25 protein-coding genes are annotated in these 20,781 nt (G+C 33.4%); 2 read left to right on the top strand and 23 right to left on the bottom strand.

Going from position 1 to position 20,781, the window contains the following annotated elements; genetic code table 11:
- The first annotated feature begins 73 nt into the window (after positions 1-73).
- Both AC1VAQ_RS13980 and AC1VAQ_RS13975 read left to right on the top strand, forming a co-directional pair.
- Positions 74-1,201, top strand: coding sequence for an IS91 family transposase (locus AC1VAQ_RS13980; RefSeq protein ID WP_302599127.1), 1,128 nt, complete (start codon positions 74-76; stop codon positions 1,199-1,201).
- A 38-nt stretch (positions 1,202-1,239) separates the two neighbouring features.
- A complete protein-coding gene (locus tag AC1VAQ_RS13975; RefSeq protein WP_302599125.1) occupies positions 1,240-1,476 on the top strand; it encodes a hypothetical protein in 237 nt (78 codons plus the stop codon).
- 154 nt (positions 1,477-1,630) lie between these two features.
- Here the strand turns inward: AC1VAQ_RS13975 and rplA are convergent, their stop codons facing one another.
- The 23 genes from rplA to AC1VAQ_RS13860 form a co-directional block, all read right to left on the bottom strand.
- Entirely contained in the window at positions 1,631-2,326 is a 696-nt protein-coding gene (rplA, locus tag AC1VAQ_RS13970) for a 50S ribosomal protein L1 (RefSeq protein WP_302599124.1), read from the bottom strand.
- Between the two features lie 82 nt (positions 2,327-2,408).
- Positions 2,409-2,834, bottom strand: coding sequence for a 50S ribosomal protein L11 (rplK, locus tag AC1VAQ_RS13965; protein WP_302599122.1), 426 nt, complete (start codon positions 2,832-2,834; stop codon positions 2,409-2,411).
- A 131-nt stretch (positions 2,835-2,965) separates the two neighbouring features.
- The gene (nusG, locus tag AC1VAQ_RS13960) at positions 2,966-3,484 is read right to left on the bottom strand and encodes a transcription termination/antitermination protein NusG (RefSeq protein ID WP_302599129.1); all 519 of its coding nucleotides are present in this window, start codon (positions 3,482-3,484) and stop codon (positions 2,966-2,968) included.
- A 19-nt stretch (positions 3,485-3,503) separates the two neighbouring features.
- Entirely contained in the window at positions 3,504-3,692 is a 189-nt protein-coding gene (secE, locus tag AC1VAQ_RS13955; protein ID WP_302599121.1) for a preprotein translocase subunit SecE, read from the bottom strand.
- Between the two features lie 36 nt (positions 3,693-3,728).
- Positions 3,729-3,881 (bottom strand): 50S ribosomal protein L33, encoded by a 153-nt coding sequence (gene rpmG / locus AC1VAQ_RS13950; RefSeq protein ID WP_302599119.1) that lies wholly within the window; start codon positions 3,879-3,881, stop codon positions 3,729-3,731.
- Between the two features lie 132 nt (positions 3,882-4,013).
- Positions 4,014-4,445, bottom strand: a complete 432-nt coding sequence (locus AC1VAQ_RS13945; RefSeq protein ID WP_302599118.1) for a hypothetical protein — start codon at positions 4,443-4,445, stop codon at positions 4,014-4,016.
- A 77-nt stretch (positions 4,446-4,522) separates the two neighbouring features.
- A complete protein-coding gene (locus tag AC1VAQ_RS13940) occupies positions 4,523-5,599 on the bottom strand; it encodes a glycosyltransferase family 2 protein (protein WP_302599117.1) in 1,077 nt (358 codons plus the stop codon).
- The gene (gene fliT, locus AC1VAQ_RS13935) at positions 5,600-5,962 is read right to left on the bottom strand and encodes a flagellar protein FliT (protein ID WP_302599116.1); all 363 of its coding nucleotides are present in this window, start codon (positions 5,960-5,962) and stop codon (positions 5,600-5,602) included. It lies immediately after the preceding gene.
- A 128-nt stretch (positions 5,963-6,090) separates the two neighbouring features.
- The gene (gene fliS / locus AC1VAQ_RS13930; RefSeq protein WP_479904045.1) at positions 6,091-6,459 is read right to left on the bottom strand and encodes a flagellar export chaperone FliS; all 369 of its coding nucleotides are present in this window, start codon (positions 6,457-6,459) and stop codon (positions 6,091-6,093) included.
- Positions 6,460-6,485: 26 nt separating this feature from the next.
- On the bottom strand, positions 6,486-7,928 hold the full coding sequence (gene fliD / locus AC1VAQ_RS13925; RefSeq protein WP_479904044.1) for a flagellar filament capping protein FliD: 1,443 nt from the start codon (positions 7,926-7,928) through the stop codon (positions 6,486-6,488).
- Between the two features lie 16 nt (positions 7,929-7,944).
- Positions 7,945-8,283, bottom strand: a complete 339-nt coding sequence (locus AC1VAQ_RS13920) for a flagellar protein FlaG (RefSeq protein WP_302599113.1) — start codon at positions 8,281-8,283, stop codon at positions 7,945-7,947.
- Positions 8,284-8,435: 152 nt separating this feature from the next.
- Positions 8,436-9,203 (bottom strand): flagellin N-terminal helical domain-containing protein, encoded by a 768-nt coding sequence (locus tag AC1VAQ_RS13915; RefSeq protein ID WP_302599112.1) that lies wholly within the window; start codon positions 9,201-9,203, stop codon positions 8,436-8,438.
- A 301-nt stretch (positions 9,204-9,504) separates the two neighbouring features.
- The gene (locus tag AC1VAQ_RS13910) at positions 9,505-10,911 is read right to left on the bottom strand and encodes a hypothetical protein (RefSeq protein WP_302599111.1); all 1,407 of its coding nucleotides are present in this window, start codon (positions 10,909-10,911) and stop codon (positions 9,505-9,507) included.
- A 113-nt stretch (positions 10,912-11,024) separates the two neighbouring features.
- Entirely contained in the window at positions 11,025-12,098 is a 1,074-nt protein-coding gene (locus AC1VAQ_RS13905; protein ID WP_302599110.1) for a glycosyltransferase family 2 protein, read from the bottom strand.
- Between the two features lie 152 nt (positions 12,099-12,250).
- The gene (locus AC1VAQ_RS13900; protein WP_302599109.1) at positions 12,251-13,015 is read right to left on the bottom strand and encodes a flagellin N-terminal helical domain-containing protein; all 765 of its coding nucleotides are present in this window, start codon (positions 13,013-13,015) and stop codon (positions 12,251-12,253) included.
- Positions 13,016-13,183: 168 nt separating this feature from the next.
- A complete protein-coding gene (csrA, locus tag AC1VAQ_RS13895) occupies positions 13,184-13,408 on the bottom strand; it encodes a carbon storage regulator CsrA (protein WP_302599108.1) in 225 nt (74 codons plus the stop codon).
- Between the two features lies 1 nt (position 13,409).
- Positions 13,410-13,850, bottom strand: coding sequence for a flagellar assembly protein FliW (fliW, locus tag AC1VAQ_RS13890; protein WP_302599107.1), 441 nt, complete (start codon positions 13,848-13,850; stop codon positions 13,410-13,412).
- Between the two features lie 164 nt (positions 13,851-14,014).
- Entirely contained in the window at positions 14,015-15,532 is a 1,518-nt protein-coding gene (gene flgL, locus AC1VAQ_RS13885) for a flagellar hook-associated protein FlgL (RefSeq protein WP_302599106.1), read from the bottom strand.
- Between the two features lie 12 nt (positions 15,533-15,544).
- Positions 15,545-17,455, bottom strand: a complete 1,911-nt coding sequence (flgK, locus tag AC1VAQ_RS13880; protein ID WP_303244266.1) for a flagellar hook-associated protein FlgK — start codon at positions 17,453-17,455, stop codon at positions 15,545-15,547.
- A 17-nt stretch (positions 17,456-17,472) separates the two neighbouring features.
- Complete coding sequence (flgK, locus tag AC1VAQ_RS13875; protein WP_302599104.1) at positions 17,473-19,104, bottom strand: flagellar hook-associated protein FlgK; 1,632 nt, start codon at positions 19,102-19,104, stop codon at positions 17,473-17,475.
- Between the two features lie 51 nt (positions 19,105-19,155).
- Positions 19,156-19,668: a flagellar protein FlgN gene (locus AC1VAQ_RS13870; protein ID WP_302599103.1), complete on the bottom strand. Its 513-nt coding sequence runs from the start codon at positions 19,666-19,668 to the stop codon at positions 19,156-19,158.
- Positions 19,669-19,674: 6 nt separating this feature from the next.
- Positions 19,675-19,950 carry a flagellar biosynthesis anti-sigma factor FlgM gene (gene flgM / locus AC1VAQ_RS13865; protein ID WP_302599102.1) on the bottom strand — a complete coding sequence of 92 codons (276 nt, stop codon included), beginning with the start codon at positions 19,948-19,950 and terminating at the stop codon, positions 19,675-19,677.
- 385 nt (positions 19,951-20,335) lie between these two features.
- On the bottom strand, positions 20,336-20,752 hold the full coding sequence (locus AC1VAQ_RS13860) for a flagellar protein (RefSeq protein ID WP_302599101.1): 417 nt from the start codon (positions 20,750-20,752) through the stop codon (positions 20,336-20,338).
- Positions 20,753-20,781 lie beyond the last annotated feature (29 nt).

Genomic DNA, 20,781 nt, shown 5'->3' with positions numbered 1-20,781 from the left:
AGAAGAAATACTTCGACTTGGAAAAACTTAGGCTTAAATTAACGGCTATGATATACCTATATTAGGTGATATTATGATTAAACATTCCACATTTACTATTAAACAAATTCTTAAAGATCATTGGCATAACTTTATAAAATCTAATTCTAAATTTAAAATTCGCCCTATTGTATTTAAAGAAGTTAATAAAGTCATCTATTGTGGTGATTTTTCTCAAGGCCACGCACTTTATCAGTGTTCTCATTGTGGCTCTGTTCTTCATGTCCCTTTTCGTTGTAAAAGTCGTTTTTGCAACACTTGTGGTATGCAGTATGTTAACTCTCGTGCTTTCAATCTTTCTAAAAAACTTATTAAATGTAAGCACCGTCATCTAGTTTTTACAATCCCTTCTGAGCTTCGCTCTTTCTTTCGTAAAGATCGTTCTTTACTTAACATCCTTTTTCAAGCTGTTTCTCTTACCCTTCTTTCTTGGTTTGGTTCACAAAATAAAAAGGAAAATTTTACCCCAGGTTTTGTTTCTACTTTACATACTTTCGGCCGCGATCTCAAATGGAATCCTCATATACATACTCTAATTACAGAAGGTGCTTCTGGCAACCTTACTGTTTGGAAACACTTTAAGCACTTTCCTTATCCAATGCTTCGTCGTCGTTTTCAAGCCACTTTACTTGACCTTATGGAAAAGTCTATTGGTCCTTCTTTTTATCAGTTAAAGACTTCTCTTTACTATTCTTATAAAGATGGATTTTATGTTTATGCAAAACCTAACCCTCTAGCTGACACTAATAAAGCTATCCAGTATGTTGTCCGTTATACTGGTAGACCTGCTATGGCTCAGTCTCGTATATTAAACTATGATGGTCAAACTGTCACTTTCTGGTATCAACGTCATGAGGACAATCAAAAAGTTATTGAAAGTATTTCTGCTTTTGATTTTATCAAACGCCTTATCATTCATATTCCAGAGGGACAATTTAAAACTGTCCGCTATTATGGTCTCTATGCCAAAAAGCATAAGTTTAGCCATCTTCTCTTTAAGATGTTGCCTCAAAGTAAACGTGTTTTTCACGAACATTATTCTCACTGGCGTGAACGTATCTTATTATCCTTCGGCTATGATCCTCTTAAATGTAGTTGTGGCAATCTCATGGAACTAGTTGATATTTTTTATCCGACTCATTTATCGTATAATTCTTCTTAGAAGATTTTAATCTTGAATGCATTAAGGAGAATTTTACTTTGAATATTTTAGAAGGTTTTACAGAAGAAGATGATTTAGTTGAATTTGTTTGTACCAAATGTGGTGAGCACCTATGGGTCCCACAATTTATTGTTCAAGAACTTGAGGAAGACAATATTTTTAATGGTCTTCCTAGCTCAGTACCACCTCAACCATTTTGCCAAAAATGTGATGGAACACTAACGCCTGTTTCATACACAGGTATTCAAGGTGTAACTTATGAATATAAAAAATAATTTTTGTTTATAAGTCTATTTAGTATGCCACTTTTTAACCTTTGGCTTATCAATTTCATTTTTTTATTATCTAGGAAAGTAGAACTTTCCTAGATAATAAAAAAGAGTGTTATAGAACTAATTTACACTAGTTCTATAACACTCTTTATATCTATTATTGATCAGCTTTCATTGGGTTTACTTTGATACCAGGACCCATTGTTGTTGAAACAGAGATGCTACGAAGGTATTGACCTTTAGCAGCAGCTGGTTTCGCTTTTATAACTGCACTCATTAATGTGTGGAAGTTGTCTTGTAATTTTTCAGCTCCGAAAGATACTTTACCGATTGGAACGTGAATAATGTTTGTTTTGTCAAGACGGTATTCAATTTTACCAGCTTTGATATCTTGGATTGCTTTTGTTACGTCCATTGTTACTGTACCAGCTTTAGGGTTTGGCATTAAACCTTTTGGCCCAAGTACACGACCAAGTCTACCAACAACACCCATCATGTCTGGAGTTGCAACTACAACGTCAAATTCAAACCAACCTTCATTTTGAATTTTTGGAATAAGGTCTTCGCCACCAACAAAGTCAGCACCTGCTGCTAAAGCTTCATCAGCTTTTGTTCCTTTAGCGAATACTAAAACTCTTTGAGTTTTACCTGTACCGTGTGGTAATACGATAGCACCACGAACTTGTTGATCAGCGTGACGGCTGTCTACACCTAATTTGATGTGTGCTTCAACTGTTTCATCAAATTTAGCAGTTGATGTTTTTTCTACTAATGCAAATACTTCTGCTGGATCGTAAACCATTGCACGGTCTACTAATTTAGCAGCTTCAATATATTTTTTTCCTCTTTTCATTACTTTACCTCCTTGTGGTCTTATCGGGGTCTATGCCCTCCCACGTAAATAGTTACGCGCCTAAAATTATTCTACTTAAAAATTATTCTGCAATTACGATTCCCATTGAACGAGCTGTACCAGCGATCATGCTTTCAGCTGCTTCAAGGCTACCTGCGTTTAAGTCAGGCATTTTTAATTCAGCAATTTTTGTAATTTCTTCTTTAGAAATTGTAGCTACTTTTTGTTTGATTGAGTTAGGTGAACCTGACTCGATTTTAGCTGCTTTTTTTAATAATACAGCTGCTGGTGGAGTTTTTGTGATGAAAGAAAAACTTCTGTCTTGGTATACAGTGATAACAACTGGGATAATTAAACCAGCGTCTTTTGCTGTTCTTTCATTGAACTCTTTTGTAAATTGAACGATATTAACACCGTGTTGACCAAGAGCTGGACCAACTGGTGGAGCTGGAGTTGCTTTACCAGCTGCAATTTGTAATTTGATCATACCTGTAACTTTTTTTGCCATTTTACAGTACCTCCTAAAAAAATGTGGTATTCGCGGGGAATTCCCTCCCACTCGCGCGTTTGTAATTTAATGATTACTCATACATTGAAGCCTACATCTTAGGTTAAGTGTAGTTTCCTTCGTGATTAATATTACTCAAATACTTCTACTTGATTGATATTAATCTCAACAGGGAACTCTCTACCAAATCCGCTAACTGATACAACAAGTGTCCCTTTAGCTTGGTGAATTTCTTTAACAATCCCTTCAGAGCCTTCAAAAGCACCTGTAAGTAAGGTAACAGCGTCACCGATATTTACATTTGGCGCAGCTCCGTAGAGTTCTATTCCCATGTTCTTTACTTCTTCTAATGAAAGTGAAACTGGTTTAGAGTCAGGACCTACAAAGCCCGTAACCCCTCTGGTATTTCTTACGACATACCATGTATCATCCGTCATTATCATTTTAATTAGTACATAACCAGGGAATGTTTTACGTTGAACAGTCTTTTTAACACCATTCTTTTCCTCGATTTCTTGTTGCAGAGGAACTTCAACAGCTTGGATGAGGTCTTCCATATCACGATTTTTAATCGCTTTCTCAATATTCGCTTTTACTTTGTTCTCATATCCAGAAAATGTATGAACCACATACCATCTTGCCTTTTCCATAATAACTTGTTCCTCCATCTTATAATAATCCTCTTAAATACATAAGTCCTTCAATTCCACCACCGATGGCGAAGTCCATTGCATAAATGATTATTGCAACGATAATAGATAATCCTAGAACGTTTAATGTTAATTTAGTAAGTTCTTGTCTGTTAGGCCATACAACTCTTTTGCTTTCTGCAATGAAGTCTTTAAAATATCCTATCATAATCCACTTCCTCCCTGGTGTGTTTAAGCACACAAATTATTTTTTAGTTTCTTTGTGTACAGTGTGTGTTTTACAGAATCTACAATATTTTTTTGTTTCCATACGATCTGGATGTGCTTTTTTATCCTTAGTCATATTGTAGTTTCTACGCTTGCATTCTTCACAAGCTAAAGTAATTTGTACTCTCATTTTTTGACACCTCCACTTGAGCTTTATCTCTTAAAAATTGCCATAAAAAAAAGACCTATTTAGGTACAAACTAAATATATCACAATCCTGAATAGGTCGTCAAGCTAATTACACCATATTTTTTTGTAAAATTTAGGTTTTTATTTGGTGTTTCTTGTACGCATTCGTTACTTCTCTGGCACCCTTTGGAATCTCCATGCATTTAACCTTTTTCTTTGCTAAGGTTTGCATAATAATAACATTATTTTGCTCTGCATCTACAATCTCTTTTTTCTTCGCCATGATACGCCCAACCCACTCTTTAAAGAGCTGTACATAAGCTGGATCTGTTATTTTGCCTCTGTACTTATCATATGCTTTATCAAACGTTTCTTCCTGCATTACTAATTGATTTGTAATCTCTTCTTTATAAGTCACCATATTTTCTAACATATCTAAGGCATCGTTAGCTTCATCTGTCGTTTCATTAGATTGCAGTAGTACCGTTGTTTGATTGGTTGTTATTGCACTAATTTGCTCTAACAACTCATATATATAACCTAACATTCCTATTAACTCATCCATCTTGATGCCTCCTCCCTACGTTATTTTATATTTCTCATATAGCTTCTACATATTATAGTTATATTATAGTTTCATTATTACATAAGTGCTGCTAACCTTTCAGCTGCTTTTTCATAGCCCCATTCTGTGGCCATCTCATAACATATCTTAGCTTTATCAAACTGCTTAGTCACTTCATACCATACACCTAGATTATACGCTGCACTATAACTGCCTGTTCCTACGACACTATCATACTTTGTAGTCTCACCTATTTCTAGGCATTTTAGATAATATTGTTCAATAAGTGGCAAATAGTTAATGTATTTCTGAACATCCGATAAGACCAAGTCTCTATAAAACTGAGCACATACAAAATTAAAGTCTGGGGAATCGTAATAGTGTTTTTCTTCCTTTTCTATAAGCTCTATTCCTTTTTCTAATTTTCCTACCGATATCATATTATACAGGTAATCTACAAGCGCTGCACATCTATAACTCTCATTCATTTTACTGTATCTGTAATATTTCTCATACCATTCTATTGCTTCTTCTTTTCTTTCACCTACATATAAAGTATGTGCAAGTTGATAAAGTAAGTAGGTATCTTCTGGTTCTTCTTTTATTGCTTCAAATAAAATAGCTAAGTTACGCTCTGATTTATTTTTATGTAAATATCCATCATGTTCAACTTCTATATTTGTTTTTACCCTTGGTAAATTACTATTTATTTGTTCATGAATCGTTCCCTTATACCCTACACCTTTACAAATTAGCCGTGACATATAATTCTTAGTACAATTCATCTCATTGTCTTTCTCAAATATATTAAACATTAATACTTGACCTACTACATTAGGATTTACTGTATTTAATATATCCGCTTTACTTCCTTTTATAATATACTCGTCTGCATCTAAAATCAAACGTATATCACCAGTTGCCTTACTAAGTGCAAAGTTTCTAGCTGCACTAAAATCATTGCACCAAGTAAATGGATATACATTCGCATTAAACTTTTTGGCTATCTCTACAGTCGCATCTGTGGACCCCGTATCTGCTATCACAATTTCATCCACTATACCTTGTACACTTTCTAAACATCTTCCTAATACAGCTTCTTCATTTTTAACAATCATTACTAATGAAATTTTACCTTGTGTCATATTCTCCATTTATCTTCTCTCCTTCTTATCAAAGAATACGCCTTCTTCCCATGAAATATCATAAGGGTTATTATAGTGTTCTTCTCTTTTTTTCATTGCCCTTACTTCACGTAGCTTCTTTTTTACTTCTTCAAACTGTTTTTCAAACTCCACTCTATTTTGTGCATCTATTGCCTTTAACTGTGTAACAAGTTCTTCTTCATGTTGTTCTTTAGTCTCTGGCTGTACTTCATGTAAAACTTGAATCTTATCTAATGCCACCTGTCTTTCATCTAATAATCTATTATATTCATCTATATCCTCTTTTTCTAAAGCTATTGTCTGAAGTTTTGTAATCTCTATTAATTGTTCTATTAACGCTCTCTTTGTCATTTAAGTTAACCCCTCTTTAATTTTTATTATTACTATGGTTATATCGTATTTTACTTTTGCTTTATTACCCAATAATAAAATTAGGTCTCATATCTACATGAGACCTAATTCTATTTCACCTACATCAATTAATGTCTTGATTTCATAGCAACTTGCCATGCATCACGATAAGTTCTAATGAGGCTGCATGCATCCTCTATCTTTTGTGTATCCTTTTTCATATTTCCTTGTACTAGTAACTCATATATGTATTCATAAATTTCGTCCATTTCAAGTGCTATTGGATACTTTTTATTTAATGTTGCTCTAAGTTCTTCAATAATGTTTTCTACCTTTACAATATTTTCATGTGCCTTAGCTACATTCTTCTTTTCAATGGCTTCTACTGCTATGTTACAGAATTTAATTGCACCATTGTATAACATTAATGTTAGTTCTGGGCCTGATGCAGTATTAATACTATTTTGTTGGTATGTTGCATATGGATTAGCTACCATATTTTCCTCCTAAATACTTATGTATTCTATAATGATGAGAATAGTGAACTCTGAGAATTCATTTTATTCATCGCTGTTTCCATTGCTGTAAACTTTTTATAGTACATTGACTCTAATTTATCATATTTTGCTTGCGCTGTAATAATGTCTTTCTTATATTGTGCAATATTATCAGTCTGTACTTTATCACTAAAGTACTGTCCATAACTTCTAAACTCTGTACTTGTTGAACGCTTATTTAATTCTTGCTCAATATTGTTTGCCATAGTTGTCAATAAACTAATAGCATCATCACCATTATCTGTAAGGGCTGCTCTTAATTTCTTTTCATCTACTGTTAACTTACCTCTTTCAGACCAGTTAGATGATGAAATACCTAATTGTACAAGCATACTGCATTCCTTATTTAAGCCATCACTTTTAGAATAGTCATTAGTCGTAGCTTGTCTTAGCATACTACCAAGGTCTTTAAGTGTACTATCATTTCTAAATATAGCACCTTTTATCTTTTCTTCCCATTTCTCAATTTCTTTTTCTGTCATGGCCTCTTTTTCTTCATCAGTTAAAGGCTCATATCCCTTTGCTGAATCAACAGATACCTTGCTATTAATCTCTTCTAGTAAAGTATTATATTCTTTTACAAAGTCAGTAATAGCTTCTACCATGCCATCAATATCTTTACTAATAGTTACAGTAACAGGCTGAGTTGTTGTAGCTGTAGCTGTGAAGCTAATACCATTTACTTCTATTTTATTAGACTCTGAACTAATGCTTACGCCATCATTATAAACAATCTCTGCATTTTCCCCTTGACAGCTATACACACCACTCGCACTTACTCCTTGTATCCCCATAGCCTCTAAAACTTTGCTATCTGTACTACTGATTTCTATTTTTTGACTGCTACCTGTCTCTTTGCTATTAATTAAAAAAGCACCTGCACTTGCATCAAATTTAACACTAATATCATCTGTACTTAATACAGTTTCTAAATCAGAGATTTTTGTATTACTGTCAAATCTAAAAGTTCTTCCATTAATTGTGATATCACCTGATGCCGGCATTCCTGCTATCTCAGATATCTTACTATCTGAAGTTAATTTGTTTCCTGCAGTATCTCTTATAGTATTTACTTTAACAGTAGCTTTTTCTGCAATTTGGGTTACCTGTATTTTATGTGTACCATCTTCCGTATAATTACTTGTATCTACCTTAATGGCACCTTCTTGTGACATCTCTACTTTAGATTTATTTAATGTACTTGCATATTTAATTTTAGAAAGTGCATTGTTTCTAAAATTTTGTATCTTTGTACTCATTTCCTTATATGCATCTTTACGCCATTCTGCTAATGTTTGATTCTTGTTAATCTTATCAATCTTAGTCTGGTACGGTGTCATAATTGCTTTTACAATACTTTCTGTATCTAGCCCTGATGAAAGCCCAGTAAATCTAATTGTATTTCCCATTTTTTTCACTCCTTATTTATCTTTTTTCATCTACAAATAACCCTGTTACCTCACACATTGTTGCAAACATATCTAATATTTTCTCTGATGGAATTTCTTTAATTACTTCCTTTGTTGTTGTATCTATAATCTTGATCATAATCTCTTTAGTCTCTTCATGTATAGAAAACTCACATTCTGTAGTTTCTGTTTGCCAATGATTTGCACTCTCTATAGCTTGTATAAGCTGTTTTTCTGCTTGAGTTGTCCCACTAGTTGTACTTGTCTTAGGAATATTGATACCCGGATTGCTTTGATACACAGTATACTCTGAAGTAGCACTACTATTAACAGGACGTATATCACTAATATTCATACTTCTACCTCCCCTTTAAATACTTATCTACTTATTTTATCGTCTTAGATAGTCTTCCTCTTTAGCTATAAAAGAAATTAAACATTTTTCTCTATAATTTAAATACATAAAAGGGAGTCCCATAGAGACTCCCTTTTATGTACTTAAATTTATTATCTTAAGATAGATAATACGTTTTGTTGAGATTGGTTAGCTTGAGCAAGCATAGCTTGAGAAGCTTGTGTAATGATGTTTTTAGATGAAAGTTTTGTCATCTCTAAAGCCATATCTGTGTCACGGATACGTGATTCAGAAGCTGTTAAGTTTTCAGCTGTTGTTCCTAAGTTGTTAGCTGTGTACTCAAGTCTGTTTTGGTGTGCCCCAAATGTAGATCTTGCTGTATTTACTTTTTCAATAGCAGCTTCTACATCAGCTGTTGCTGAACCATTAGTTAATTGTAATGCATCTAATTGAGTACCAACTTGAAGTTTATCTGCATCACTATCTGTTACAACGATATCAATTTCACCAGCAAATACTTCTTTACCATTGAATTTAGTATCAGCAATGATTTTATCCATTTGTTCCCCAAGTTGTGTCATTTCTAACTCAAGGTTTGTGATATCAGCTGTGTTGTATGTACCATTTGCTTTTTGTACTGTTAATTCTTTCATTCTTGTAAGCATATCAGATACTTCTGTTAAAGCACCCTCAGCTGTTTGGATGTAAGAAACACCATCTTGTACGTTTCTTTGAGCTTGATTTAAACCTTTGATTTGTCCTCTCATTTTTTCTGAGATTGAAAGACCAGCAGCATCATCAGCAGCTCTGTTGATACGAAGACCTGAAGAAAGTTTCTCCATTGATTTAGCAGCTGTTGTTGTGTTTAAGTTACTGTTTCTGTGCGCGTTCATCGCGTTTAAGTTGTGATTAATAATCATATTTGTGTTCTCCTTGATGTTTATTGGCATCCTTGCCTATTTGTTTTAAAGCTTGTTTAGCTTTATCACTATATATTTCGGAAGAACACAAAAAGACTTTATACCTTTTTTGACATTTTTTTCAATTATTATTTGTTTTTAACATTAACTAAATCTAATCCCAGAATTTTGAGGTCAATTCACATATAATTTCTTATCTTGATATGAACCAAGTATTTTTTGATAGTACGTACTATTTATATGCATTATTATTCCCTTCTAAGGTTTTATTAATTTTTTTATTTACCTTAGTAAAGTATGCTTAAGATCTATGATATATAGTATGTGCCAAATGGAATATTGGTTCCGAATCAGTTACATTGCTATTTTCATTAAGAGATACTTGAACACCACAAATATCAAAGTAATGATAAGATATTCCTACATCGTACATATTATTGCCTATTGCTGAAGGTAAGGATATGCTAATTTCAAATTTTCCTTCTGAGTCTGTAAAAGCATAACCTATTCTAGTCGCATTAGTTGGTGTGTTATTATTATCCCATGCCGGACTGTAATATAATCCATTAACTTGTTGACCTGCAACTGCATATGTTACACCAGTAGCAGGATCTTTAACAGTTGCTACTCCATAAATTTTTAATGTACTCTGCCCTTGTGTCCTAAAATATGTACCATAACCAGGATATGTAACATATCTATTTAGTCCTTCTGAACCTTCAAGACCAGTTATAGTAATAGCATTAGCTGTTAAAATAGGCGTAATCGTCAACTTATAATTTTGAATATCCATATCATCATATTCTTCCATCTTATTCACATTAGATATTCTTATATAATATGTACCTGTAACTACTGAAACTGTATTTCCTGAACCTACTCGCTTCATCTGATATCCACTAGAAGAAATATTCTGATATACTTCAACAGAGCACTCATTTACAGACTCTGTTGTTGCTGTAATATTTAACTTGTTATAAATCCTACTTTCAGGAACTGTAATAACATACCAATCATTATCAATTGGTGAACTTAAATTTCTAGACTCAACATAAGCACCTGCTGCTCCAAAAGTAAATGCTAATGCATTTTTTGCAGACTCATCAATCTCCCAACTATCACATGCTGTACTAATAGAATAATCTAATGTAAACGCCTCACTTATACTTCCACCCTCTGAAGAATGCACATATAAGTAATATGTTGCTGTATCTCCTGATGTAATATATCCCAAAGCTTCTGGCAATGTTCCTGATGTACCATTTAAATTTGTATAGTACTCTGAACCTGTTAGAATATTTCCTTCTGCATCTAAAAGGTATAAATCATAATCTAAACTTTCATTCGCAGGCCCTGTTAACTGTGCCTGTAAATAAATCCCTGCTGGCAAACTAATATTATAAATTTTAGCATCTCCTGTAGCAGTTAAATATTCACTTATTGTTCCAGCTAAAACCGTTGATTCTGACATTGTCATCGGAAATGATTCAACTTCTAACTCTTCAATTTTTATTTGTTCATTAAGTCTGCATTCATCATCATTACTTGCAGTTTCTAAATCAGAAACCTCTACTGACTCCTGATTTTCAATCTCAACCATTTCTATTTTCGGTACTTCAACTGCCTTTACTGTCATACTACCTGATGTTGAAAACAACATCAATATCACCATCATTGTAGCTAAAACCTTAGAAAAACCCTTACACATTAATATCACATCTCCCTTTAAAAAACTTATTTTAAGACTTACCTTCAAATAACACCATAAAAACAAATTGATTCAAAGAAATTTTTACAATATTTAAACTTATTCTCTATGTATTATTTTTCTTTTTTAACCTTCCTATATCTTTCAGTAGCTTTATCATATCCCCATTTTATTGCCATATCATAATATTTTGCCGCCTTATCAAATTGTTTTGATACTTCATACCACGCGCCTAAATTATAAGCAGCTAGGAATGTTCCTGTTCCAATAGCACCGTCACAATTATTTTCTCCAATTTTTAGACATTCTAAATAACATGCTTCAACTAATGGAAGGTATCTTATATTTTTTCTAACATCACTTAACACATATTCTCTATAAAACTCTGCACAGACAAAATAAAATTGACTATAATATTGCAACCTGCTTTCTTCTTTTTGAATCAATTGATGCCCTTCTTCAAACTTCCCTAGGTATTTATAGTTCTCTATAAAATAGATAATTCCTTGACTTCTATAAGAGGCTTTTTCATTCACAAGCTGATAAAATTTCTTGAAGTACTTTTCTGCTACTTTATATTCTTTATTTAATAGTAATGTATAAGCTAACTGATATAATAAATAGCTATTTCTAGGGCTTTTAACCACCTGTTCTTTTAAGAATGCTAAATTTCTTTTTACTTTTATCTCCTGACTTAAATAACCATCATGATAAACCTGTATAGGTACATCATAAGCTATAAGCTGACTATTAGGCTGTTCATGAATACACCCCACATAATACGTCCCTTTAGGTAATAATCTCGACACAAATACTTGTGAGTATTTCACATCTTCAATACTTCCCAAAATATTAACAACCTTAATTCTCCCTAACTTCTTCTCATCTTCCATAAAGCTAAATAATGCCTCTTGATTTACATTTCTAATATACTCATCTGCATCCAGTACCAAATTCCACTCACCACTAGATTGTCTAAGTGCATAATTTCTTGCAGCAGCAAAATCATTATTCCATTTATAATCAAATACTTTTGCGCCCATATTTAATGCAATTTCCTTCGTCTTATCTTTTGAACCTGTATCTACAACTATCATTTCATCCACAATCTCTTTTACACTTTCTAAACATCTTCCTATACAACGCTCTTCATCTTTTACTATCATAACTAATGATAACTTTTTCATCCATTTTCTCCTCTTCTAATGTAATTACTCATATATATTTAAAGCCTAATTTTTATATTTCACACGCTATACCAGGCTTATCTTTAAATCCTAAAACTAAAAAATGCCCTACATAAGACAACTTTCCGTCTTATGTAAGGCATTTCTATGTATTATCTTAATAAGCTAAGTACGCCTTGTTGTAATTGGTTAGCTTGAGCAAGCATAGCTTGAGAAGCTTGTGTAATAATGTTTTTAGATGAGAACTCAGCCATTTCTTTAGCCATATCTGTATCACGGATACGAGATTCAGAAGCTGTTAAGTTTTCAGATGTTGTTCCTAAGTTATTTGATGTATGCTCTAATCTGTTTTGAAGAGCACCAAGTGCACCTCTAGCTGAACTTACTGTTTCTATATGAGCACTAATTTCATCTGCTGTTGTTGCTCCGCTGATATCAATACCTGTAATATCTGTAGCTCCAATTGTTACTTTGCTTCCTTTATCATCAATAGCAATATCAACATCTTCATCCATGTGAATACCATTGAATGTAGTATTTGTTCTGATATGTTCAATTTCAGCTTGTAATGCTGTTAATTCATCTGTGATATTTTGTTTATCACTATCTGTGTATGTACCATTTTCGTATTGTGTGCAGATTTCTTTTGCACGTGTAAGCATATCAGATACTTCATTTAAAGCACCTTCCATTGTTTGGATGTAAGAAATACCATCTTGTGCATTTCTTTGTGCTTGATTTAAAGATTTGATTTGGCCTCTCATTTTTTCTGAGATTGCAAGACCTGCAGCATCGTCACCAGCTCTGTTGATACGAAGACCTGAAGAAAGTTTCTCCATGTGTTTTCCTGTAGCTGTTGTGTTTAAACTACTGTTTCTATGAGCATTCATAGCGTTCATATTGTGATTAATTACCATAATAATTTCCCTCCCTGAATTTAACCGGCATCCATGCCATTATTGGATATAAATTGATATGAAGTTATTTGGCCATTTAACTTTCAATTTTCACTATATATATCGAATGTTCAGAGAATTACTTTATAGTATTTTTCAAATTTTTTATTATTTTTTAAAATTAATTTTCTATTTAAATAAATTTTTAATGCTTGCTAAAGCACCCGTTGGTACATCTGCTGCTTTTTTGTTACTTTCTAATACTTGAAGATAAATTTCCTCACGATAAATACTAATTTCTTTAGGTGCAGAAATACCTAGCTTAACCTTATCTCCCATTACTTCTAATACTTTAATTTCTATATTATCATCTATAATAATAGCCTCATCTTTTTTACGTGTTAATGCTAACATTCTAACACCCTCCTTCTGCAAGCAAATCTACTATTTTATGTCTCGTTGTATATTTTGTATTTTCGAGTATCACTTGCATCCCTTGTCTTGTCTCATTTTGAATAATGATTGGCGCTAATAAGTTAACTGTAGCTGCCTCTAGATTTGAAACTAATGTTGTGATAACAAATACGCTAAACTGCTCTGCACTTCCACTGCCTAATGCTGCTACATATTGATCTTTGATTTCTATTGTATAATCTTTCTTTAACTCATATGGATTAATAATAATAAAACTTACATTACCATCTTCAATGCTTTGCAAGTAAGCAAATGGACTTTCTTCATCATTAATCATAATATATCTCTTTAATTCTCTAAAACCTGGAATCCCCTCACTAAAATTAATTACACCGTCTTCTGCAAATTCAATTTCCCCGAAATTTTTTGTCTCTATCTTCATATATATTCCTCCTACTCGTATTTATATGTATTATACAATATATTGCCTTATTCTATCCTTATATATCTTGATATTTTAAAAAAGATGTTACACGATTTTTTGTGTAACATCTTTTTAATTCCTTGTTTTTAACTTCTACGCCTACTCTTATGTAGAAAAACGTTCTATAAATAATCAGCTAATGTATTTGTGATAATTTTAGAAGTCGCTTGAAGTGCTGACTGATACGTTGCATACTGCGTATTAAAGTCAATATAGGCTTCTTCAATATCAATATCTTCTGTCTCGGAAAGTAAACTTTTAAAGGTTGTCTTTTGGTCAGTAAGTCTTGTTTGTACATAGTCTACACGTGCCATACGGCTTCCTAAGTCGGCAGTCTTACTTGAAATATCTGCTAAAAATTTGTCCATTTCACCAACCTTCTCATTAAATGCTGCATAAAGGTCTTCATCACTTACATTTCCATCTATTGCATCATTTACAATGCCATACATTTCCTCTAAACTTGCCATAATATTACTTAATGTACTATCCATGCCTAAAGTATTGATATTAATAGTATTATTAACACCAATCTCATATGCAATTTCCTGTCCATCAATTTTGCCATACACTACTGGATTAAATGCACCTTTAGGAAGTGTTGAACCAGCTTTCATAACAGAATCTTTTGCTAATGTTGTTCCACCTGCTAACCTTGAATCACCTTTTAACGTAATGTCACCACCAAGTGTTGTGCCTGCGCCTAATGTCATATTACCTTTAAGTGTCACATCACCTGCAATTGTTAAATCAGCTGTAATAGTATAACTTTCATTAGATACTTTTACACCAAGTGCTTCTTCAGCTACATCTTTATCAAGCTTAGTCCCCTTATTTACTGCAAAACCACCTTCGCCTACAGTATAAGTTTGTCCGTCTTCAATTCCTGTTACATCAATCCCTAGTGCAGCCGCTGTCTCTTTAGAAAGTTCTGTTCCTTCTGGAATAGTATAGTCAGCATCTACTTCATACTGAGCAGCCGTTACATCTATCCCTAGTAAATCTCTCGCTTCATCTGCTGATAAAGTCGTACCTGCTGGCAATGTCGTACCTGCTGGTACAACTGTTCCATTTCCTAAAACAGTACCTGCTGCTAAACTACTGTCTTTTTTTACAACACTATCTTCTGCTACTGTAGTCCCTGAAGGTATTGTCATATTATCCGTTACAGTTAAATCTGCATCTAATGTCATTTTACTTGTAAGTACTAGTGGTTCATTAGTTTTATAACCTGAGAAAACATATCTTCCGCTGTAAGTTGTATTAGCTTCTTGCAGAATTTGCTCATAAAGCTGTGCAATATCTGTTTTAATTGCATTCTTATCATCAGCTGATAATGAACCATTTGCCCCTTGTAAACACTTTGTACGAATATCTTTAAGAATATTTGTCATGTTATCAAGTGCTGCTTCTGTTACTTCCATCCAAGAAGCAGCTTCTTTAGCATTGTTTTCGTATTGTGTTGTTTCTAAAACTGTTGTTTTAAGCTTCAGAGAACGACCTGCTATAATTGGGTCATCTGATACAGTTTGGATTTTCTTCCCTGTTGTCATTTGACCATAAAGTTTGTTCATGTTATTCATATTTTTATAAAGCCCATTTAATGTGTTATTAATGAGCATCCCATTCGTTACACGCACTTACTTCACCCCCTAGAAGTTTCCTAATTTAAAGATAGTCGTTTCATAAATACCATCAATCGTATTCATGATTTTAGCTGCTGCTTGATAAGCTTGTTGATATTTAATAAGGTTTGTAAATTCCTCTGTTGTATCAACTTGAGAATTTGAAAGACGTTGATTTGTAATCGTACTTGTGACAGATTTCTGCGTACTTTGATACATCTTAGCTTCTTGGGCATTGATACCAAGTTCACTAAAGATAGCAATCATATAATCCTTTGGATCCCCTTCTTTAAACATCTTTTTATTACTTTTTTGATCCAGTAACTTAAGCATAAAGTTTGTATCTGAAGTGTCCTCTTCATTATAAGTTGTACGCATATTACTAATATCTGAATAGATTTCTTCTGAAATACTAAAATTAGCTGCTGTTAATTTACTATAATCGCCACCTTTAAGGTCGTCCCCACTCGTTGGCTCACCTTTTGTATTGCCTGTTTTATAGGTAAAGAGTTTATATTTAGTTGTATACTCTTCACTTACTTCTTTCAGCTCATCTGTACTTAAGTTAAGTTTATTTTTATCTTCATCATAACAAGCAATAATGTTACCATCTTTATCTTTTTCAATAAAGCTTACGTTACTGCCACCTACTGTGAGCGTATCTATTTCAATATAGCCGTTTTCATCCATACTGTATTGTTCATTCATTGTTTTAGCAAACTGTCTTACATATGTATCTAAACGCTGCACATAATATGGAATTCCATTATAGGTTACATCCGCACCAGAACCACAACCATCACGCATATCAATAATGCCTTTTAATTCTCCTGATAAATTATCATCTGTCATATTGAAAGACATCCCACTGCTCCATACAATGTCATATAAATCATCGATGTCCTCTGCATTTTGTTTACCAGTTCCAGCACTTTGAATCTCTGTTGTATAATCACCATTTACTTTGAGAAGCTCGGTCTTTCCATAAGTAACGCTACCATTCGCACCAATTTTAATGTCATCACTAAGCTTCTTTAACTTTTCATTAATTGCAGAGATTTCTTTATCAATTGCAGCAACTTGCTCTGCAGTTAATGTCGCATCACCTTTTTGATTGTAAAGGTCACTTAATTCTTTTACCATAGAATCTATATTCTTCTCTGTTTGCCCTCTAACTTCCAAAGATAATGTATTCATCTGGGTATGGTCAACCAATGTTTGACCAGCAATTCTTACTTTGAATTTCTTAACTGTCTGACCATTGATATTTTCTTCATATTCAGTTGCTTCTACATTAACAATTTGTGAGAGTCTATCGATGCATAAATCTCTCTCATCTCTAAAGCTATTGGCATCATCACCAAACATCTCAGATTCAAAAATTTGTTTATTTAGGTTCTGAATACGTGCTGCTAATGTATTTACTTCCTCTACCGTTGCTTTTAACTCGTAATTTAAATCTTGCTGATATTGTGCAAGAGAGCTTGAAATATTATTATAGTACTTTGTAAAGCTTACAATTTCTTCTTTTAAAGCTACTTTAGCTTCACCCGAACCAGGTTCCTTACTTAAATTACTAATTGCATTAAATAAGTCATTAAAAACTGCTGTGAATCCACTATCACTTGGCTCTCCAAATACGCCTTCAATAAGTGAGTTTTGTGTCACTTTGATATTGTACTCTCCTAGCTTAGCACTTTGTGTCCATAGTTTAGAATCAATGTATGAATCCCTTACTCTTGTGATTCCAGTTGTAGAAACCCCTGTTCCTGTCATCCCTACGCCTATGCCGCTAAGAGGAGTTGAAGCTGTTTGACTTAACTGTTGTCTTGAATAACCAGTAGTCGTCGCATTTGTAATGTTGTTTGAAGTCACTTGTAAACCTCTTTGAGCTGCAAACAAGCCACTCATTGCAATATTAAATTCGAAAAACGCCATCCGCTTTCCCCTTCTCTCTATAATTTATTGATAATTGTATCTAGCATGCCATCTAACATGGTAATCATACGTGCCGAAGCATTATAGGCATATTGGTATTTAAGCATATTTGCAAATTCCTCATCTTGTGAAACGCCACCCATAGCCTGTCTTTCATTTTCAATATTGAGTACACTTGTATTCTTTTCATTTGCTTTGATTCTATATAAAGAACTATCTGTCCCCATATCTGTAACAAACTCAGAATAAAAATTAGTCAGATTTACTGTTTTAGATAATGGTGCTGTCTTGCCGTCATTTTGATACCACTCAATATTTTCTTCCCATTTAGCTAGAAATTCTGTAATCTTAGTGTTATCTCCAGCATTTTCTGGGTCGCCACTTACAGTTCCTAACTTATTGTATCCACCTGACTCTAAGAGTTCTGGATTTACCTGAATATTACCAGGTATAAGTAAGGCATTATATCTTTCATTATAGGCTGCCCATTCTTCTTCTGAAGCATCGGCTGCTGGTTTAACTAAATCTGATGGTACATCAGCAAGTACAAATACAGGTACACCAGCTTGTCCTTCATGAAAACCTATACCAGTGCCATCAAACGCTTCATTTACCATATTCACTAGTTTGTTAGCAAAGTCATTTAAGAGCTTTTGATACTTTGGAATCATATAGCTATTACCAGACTTATCTACACTAAAATTATCATTCAGTGCAACATCATCCCACGATGTGTCCGCTGTAACATAATTGTCACCACGTACTAAAAGAAGGGCCTTTAACGAACCTGTATCGTTGCCATTAGCTGAATTTGATTCTTTGGTCATATCATAAACATCAGTTTTAGTATCTGACCAAATAGGTTTATTAAATGGACTACCTTCTTCCGTCTGTTTTAACTCTAATGTATTAGTAAATTTCTTATTGATAACGATATGTCCTTCAAATTTAACTAATAATCTGCTATCTGCTTCCTCATAGTAGTCAACCTTACCATATGTAGATAACTCATCTAATAATAAATTTCTTTGATCGCGATAATCATTGGCATTATCACCATTAATTTCTGCTTTTGCAATCATTTCATTGTAATCTTTAATTTGTAATATCAACTCATTAACCTTGCTTACTGAGCTTTCTACTTGTTTATTGACTTGTGTTTGATAAGCTGAAAGCCCATTAGATACGTCATTTATTTTACCAATAAGTACTTTAGCTGACTTGATAAAACTCAAACGCTCTTCTACACCATCTGGTGCTGTATTTAATTTTTGAGTCTGTGCCCAAAAATCATTAATCATATCACTTAATGTGTCTCCATAAGGTTCGTCAAAAAGTGCTTCGATTTCCTGACTTGCTGATGTCATATTCTGATAGTAACCAAGTATTGAACTTTCATTACGTAATCTTTTATCTGCAAGCTCATCTCTTATTTGTCTAATTTCTGTACAAGATACACCGAGACCTACTTGCATTGCATAACCAGCATTTGTCCCAATGGTTAAATAGCCTGTGTCGTGTTGTAAAAGTTGTTGTCTTGTATATCCTTTTGTATTAACGTTTGATATATTCTGTCCTGTAACCTGTAAGCCCTTTTGCGCTGCATTAAGGCCAGATACCATCTTTCCTAAACTCGAAATTGATGACATGGTTTCTCTCCTTTGCTCCCTTATATATTTATCTCACCCATATATAATCTATTACTGTTTATGGTCAAATACACTTTGTTGTCTTTCTACCATTTGATCTGCTCCTGGTTTGCCATAATTTCCTACATGAACATATCCCTTGGTACTTCCAATAGCATTAATCATGAAATCCACAAATTCTAAAGACTGATTTAAAAGCTCCTTATTTAAGTCGCTTTGTCTCTTAAGCGTTGTAAGTTCTGATTTAATCTTATCTCTTAAGGAAGTAAGCTTACTACTTACTTCCTCTTGTGCACTTAACTTAGCAGCTATAGTCGTAAGCGTTACTTCCTTAGAATTCATACCAGTTACCATGGCAATATCCTTCATTAACACTTCGCGCTTTTTATCTAATACACCTAGTCTACCTACAAACTGCTCTTCCGTCCCTGTGACTTCCTCTAAAAGCTGTAAGTTCTTTTCTACTATGGCTTGCTCTTTATACTTGGCGAGTGTATTTAATCCTTCATAACATTCAACCTGTGCGTCTAAAACGTCCATAAGTTCATATACTATTCCTGCCATATGCTTCTATCCTCTAAGATCAATTTTAGATAAAATCTTTTCTGCCACTTCTGATGCTTTTACATTATAAGTACCACTTGCCATTTGCTGTTTAATCGCCTGTACTTTATCCTCTCTTACATCTGGCACTTCTGCTAATGCTTTATATATTGTTTGAAAATCTTTTGCTGTATCTGATAAAGCTACTTCGTCTTTACTTGTTGCCTTATTTACCTTTTTAGTATTTGATACACCATTTGCTTTATATGTCTCATATATTTTATGAATTGCATCTATTCTCATATTCACCGCTCCTTTACTGCTTATTGTACTTCTGTATATTATATCGTCTATTCCTGGGCCTTCTTTAACCCAAATTTCAAATTACGTAAAAGTGTAGGTCACCATGATTAGTATGAGTTAAAATTCTGTTTTAGATGGCGACTTGGGAGGGACACTTTTTGTTACTATGCCATATATAAAAGGGGATATTACATTAAGTGTTTCTAATGTAATATCCCCTTTTATATATCATTTATATGTTGTTCTACATTATATTTTTCTACATTATATAGAGAAACCAACTAAAAACCTGAAATATACATGCTGGTAGATTGGTTTCTTCTAATGATTTCACTTTTATAAAATTTAGTTATTCATTATGTTATAGCTATGTGAAGTCATTTAATCATCTTATACGATCTGATTTTAAGAATCGCATCTTTTCGTTGTGATGTTCAGAATTTGCATCTTTGGCACGTGTTATTTCACTAGCCACAGCAGATAACTCTCCTACTAGTTCTGCTTTACACTTATTGCAATATTTACCTGTTACAATAGGTGCGCCACATTTTTCACATTGAATCATCATAGGTGAACCCGGTACAACTTCTAAGCGTCCTTGTTTCAAGAAGCTTTGAATGAGTTTTACAGGTACACTTGTTTCTTCACTTACTACATTCATTGCAGCTCCTGGATTTTCTCTTAAGTATTCCTTCACCTTTTGAAATTGTTCTTCCTCTATTTGTCTACACTTAGGACAAATAGAAGGTCCTGTGATGTACTGAAACATCTTTTTACAACGCATACAAACCTTTACTTCCATTTTTATGCCCCCTCTTAAATATTTTATTT

Source organism: Cellulosilyticum sp. (genome assembly GCF_982396655.1).
Note: the sequence above shows the minus strand (reverse complement) of the source record. Positions and strands in the feature narration are given on the sequence as shown.

Excerpts from the sequence above, each read along its gene's own strand:
- AC1VAQ_RS13980 (WP_302599127.1), top strand. The coding sequence starts at position 74 with ATGATTAAACATTCCACATTTACTATTAAACAAATTCTTAAAGATCAT.
- rplA (WP_302599124.1), bottom strand. The coding sequence starts at position 2,326 with ATGAAAAGAGGAAAAAAATATATTGAAGCTGCTAAATTAGTAGACCGT.
- rplK (WP_302599122.1), bottom strand. The coding sequence starts at position 2,834 with ATGGCAAAAAAAGTTACAGGTATGATCAAATTACAAATTGCAGCTGGT.
- nusG (WP_302599129.1), bottom strand. The coding sequence starts at position 3,484 with ATGGAAAAGGCAAGATGGTATGTGGTTCATACATTTTCTGGATATGAG.
- secE (WP_302599121.1), bottom strand. The coding sequence starts at position 3,692 with ATGATAGGATATTTTAAAGACTTCATTGCAGAAAGCAAAAGAGTTGTA.
- rpmG (WP_302599119.1), bottom strand. The coding sequence starts at position 3,881 with ATGAGAGTACAAATTACTTTAGCTTGTGAAGAATGCAAGCGTAGAAAC.
- AC1VAQ_RS13945 (WP_302599118.1), bottom strand. The coding sequence starts at position 4,445 with ATGGATGAGTTAATAGGAATGTTAGGTTATATATATGAGTTGTTAGAG.
- AC1VAQ_RS13940 (WP_302599117.1), bottom strand. The coding sequence starts at position 5,599 with ATGGAGAATATGACACAAGGTAAAATTTCATTAGTAATGATTGTTAAA.
- fliT (WP_302599116.1), bottom strand. The coding sequence starts at position 5,962 with ATGACAAAGAGAGCGTTAATAGAACAATTAATAGAGATTACAAAACTT.
- fliS (WP_479904045.1), bottom strand. The coding sequence starts at position 6,459 with ATGGTAGCTAATCCATATGCAACATACCAACAAAATAGTATTAATACT.
- fliD (WP_479904044.1), bottom strand. The coding sequence starts at position 7,928 with ATGGGAAATACAATTAGATTTACTGGGCTTTCATCAGGGCTAGATACA.
- AC1VAQ_RS13920 (WP_302599113.1), bottom strand. The coding sequence starts at position 8,283 with ATGAATATTAGTGATATACGTCCTGTTAATAGTAGTGCTACTTCAGAG.
- AC1VAQ_RS13915 (WP_302599112.1), bottom strand. The coding sequence starts at position 9,203 with ATGATTATTAATCACAACTTAAACGCGATGAACGCGCACAGAAACAGT.
- AC1VAQ_RS13910 (WP_302599111.1), bottom strand. The coding sequence starts at position 10,911 with ATGTGTAAGGGTTTTTCTAAGGTTTTAGCTACAATGATGGTGATATTG.
- AC1VAQ_RS13905 (WP_302599110.1), bottom strand. The coding sequence starts at position 12,098 with ATGAAAAAGTTATCATTAGTTATGATAGTAAAAGATGAAGAGCGTTGT.
- AC1VAQ_RS13900 (WP_302599109.1), bottom strand. The coding sequence starts at position 13,015 with ATGGTAATTAATCACAATATGAACGCTATGAATGCTCATAGAAACAGT.
- csrA (WP_302599108.1), bottom strand. The coding sequence starts at position 13,408 with ATGTTAGCATTAACACGTAAAAAAGATGAGGCTATTATTATAGATGAT.
- fliW (WP_302599107.1), bottom strand. The coding sequence starts at position 13,850 with ATGAAGATAGAGACAAAAAATTTCGGGGAAATTGAATTTGCAGAAGAC.
- flgK (WP_303244266.1), bottom strand. The coding sequence starts at position 17,455 with ATGGCGTTTTTCGAATTTAATATTGCAATGAGTGGCTTGTTTGCAGCT.
- flgK (WP_302599104.1), bottom strand. The coding sequence starts at position 19,104 with ATGTCATCAATTTCGAGTTTAGGAAAGATGGTATCTGGCCTTAATGCA.
- AC1VAQ_RS13870 (WP_302599103.1), bottom strand. The coding sequence starts at position 19,668 with ATGGCAGGAATAGTATATGAACTTATGGACGTTTTAGACGCACAGGTT.
- flgM (WP_302599102.1), bottom strand. The coding sequence starts at position 19,950 with ATGAGAATAGATGCAATTCATAAAATATATGAGACATATAAAGCAAAT.
- AC1VAQ_RS13860 (WP_302599101.1), bottom strand. The coding sequence starts at position 20,752 with ATGGAAGTAAAGGTTTGTATGCGTTGTAAAAAGATGTTTCAGTACATC.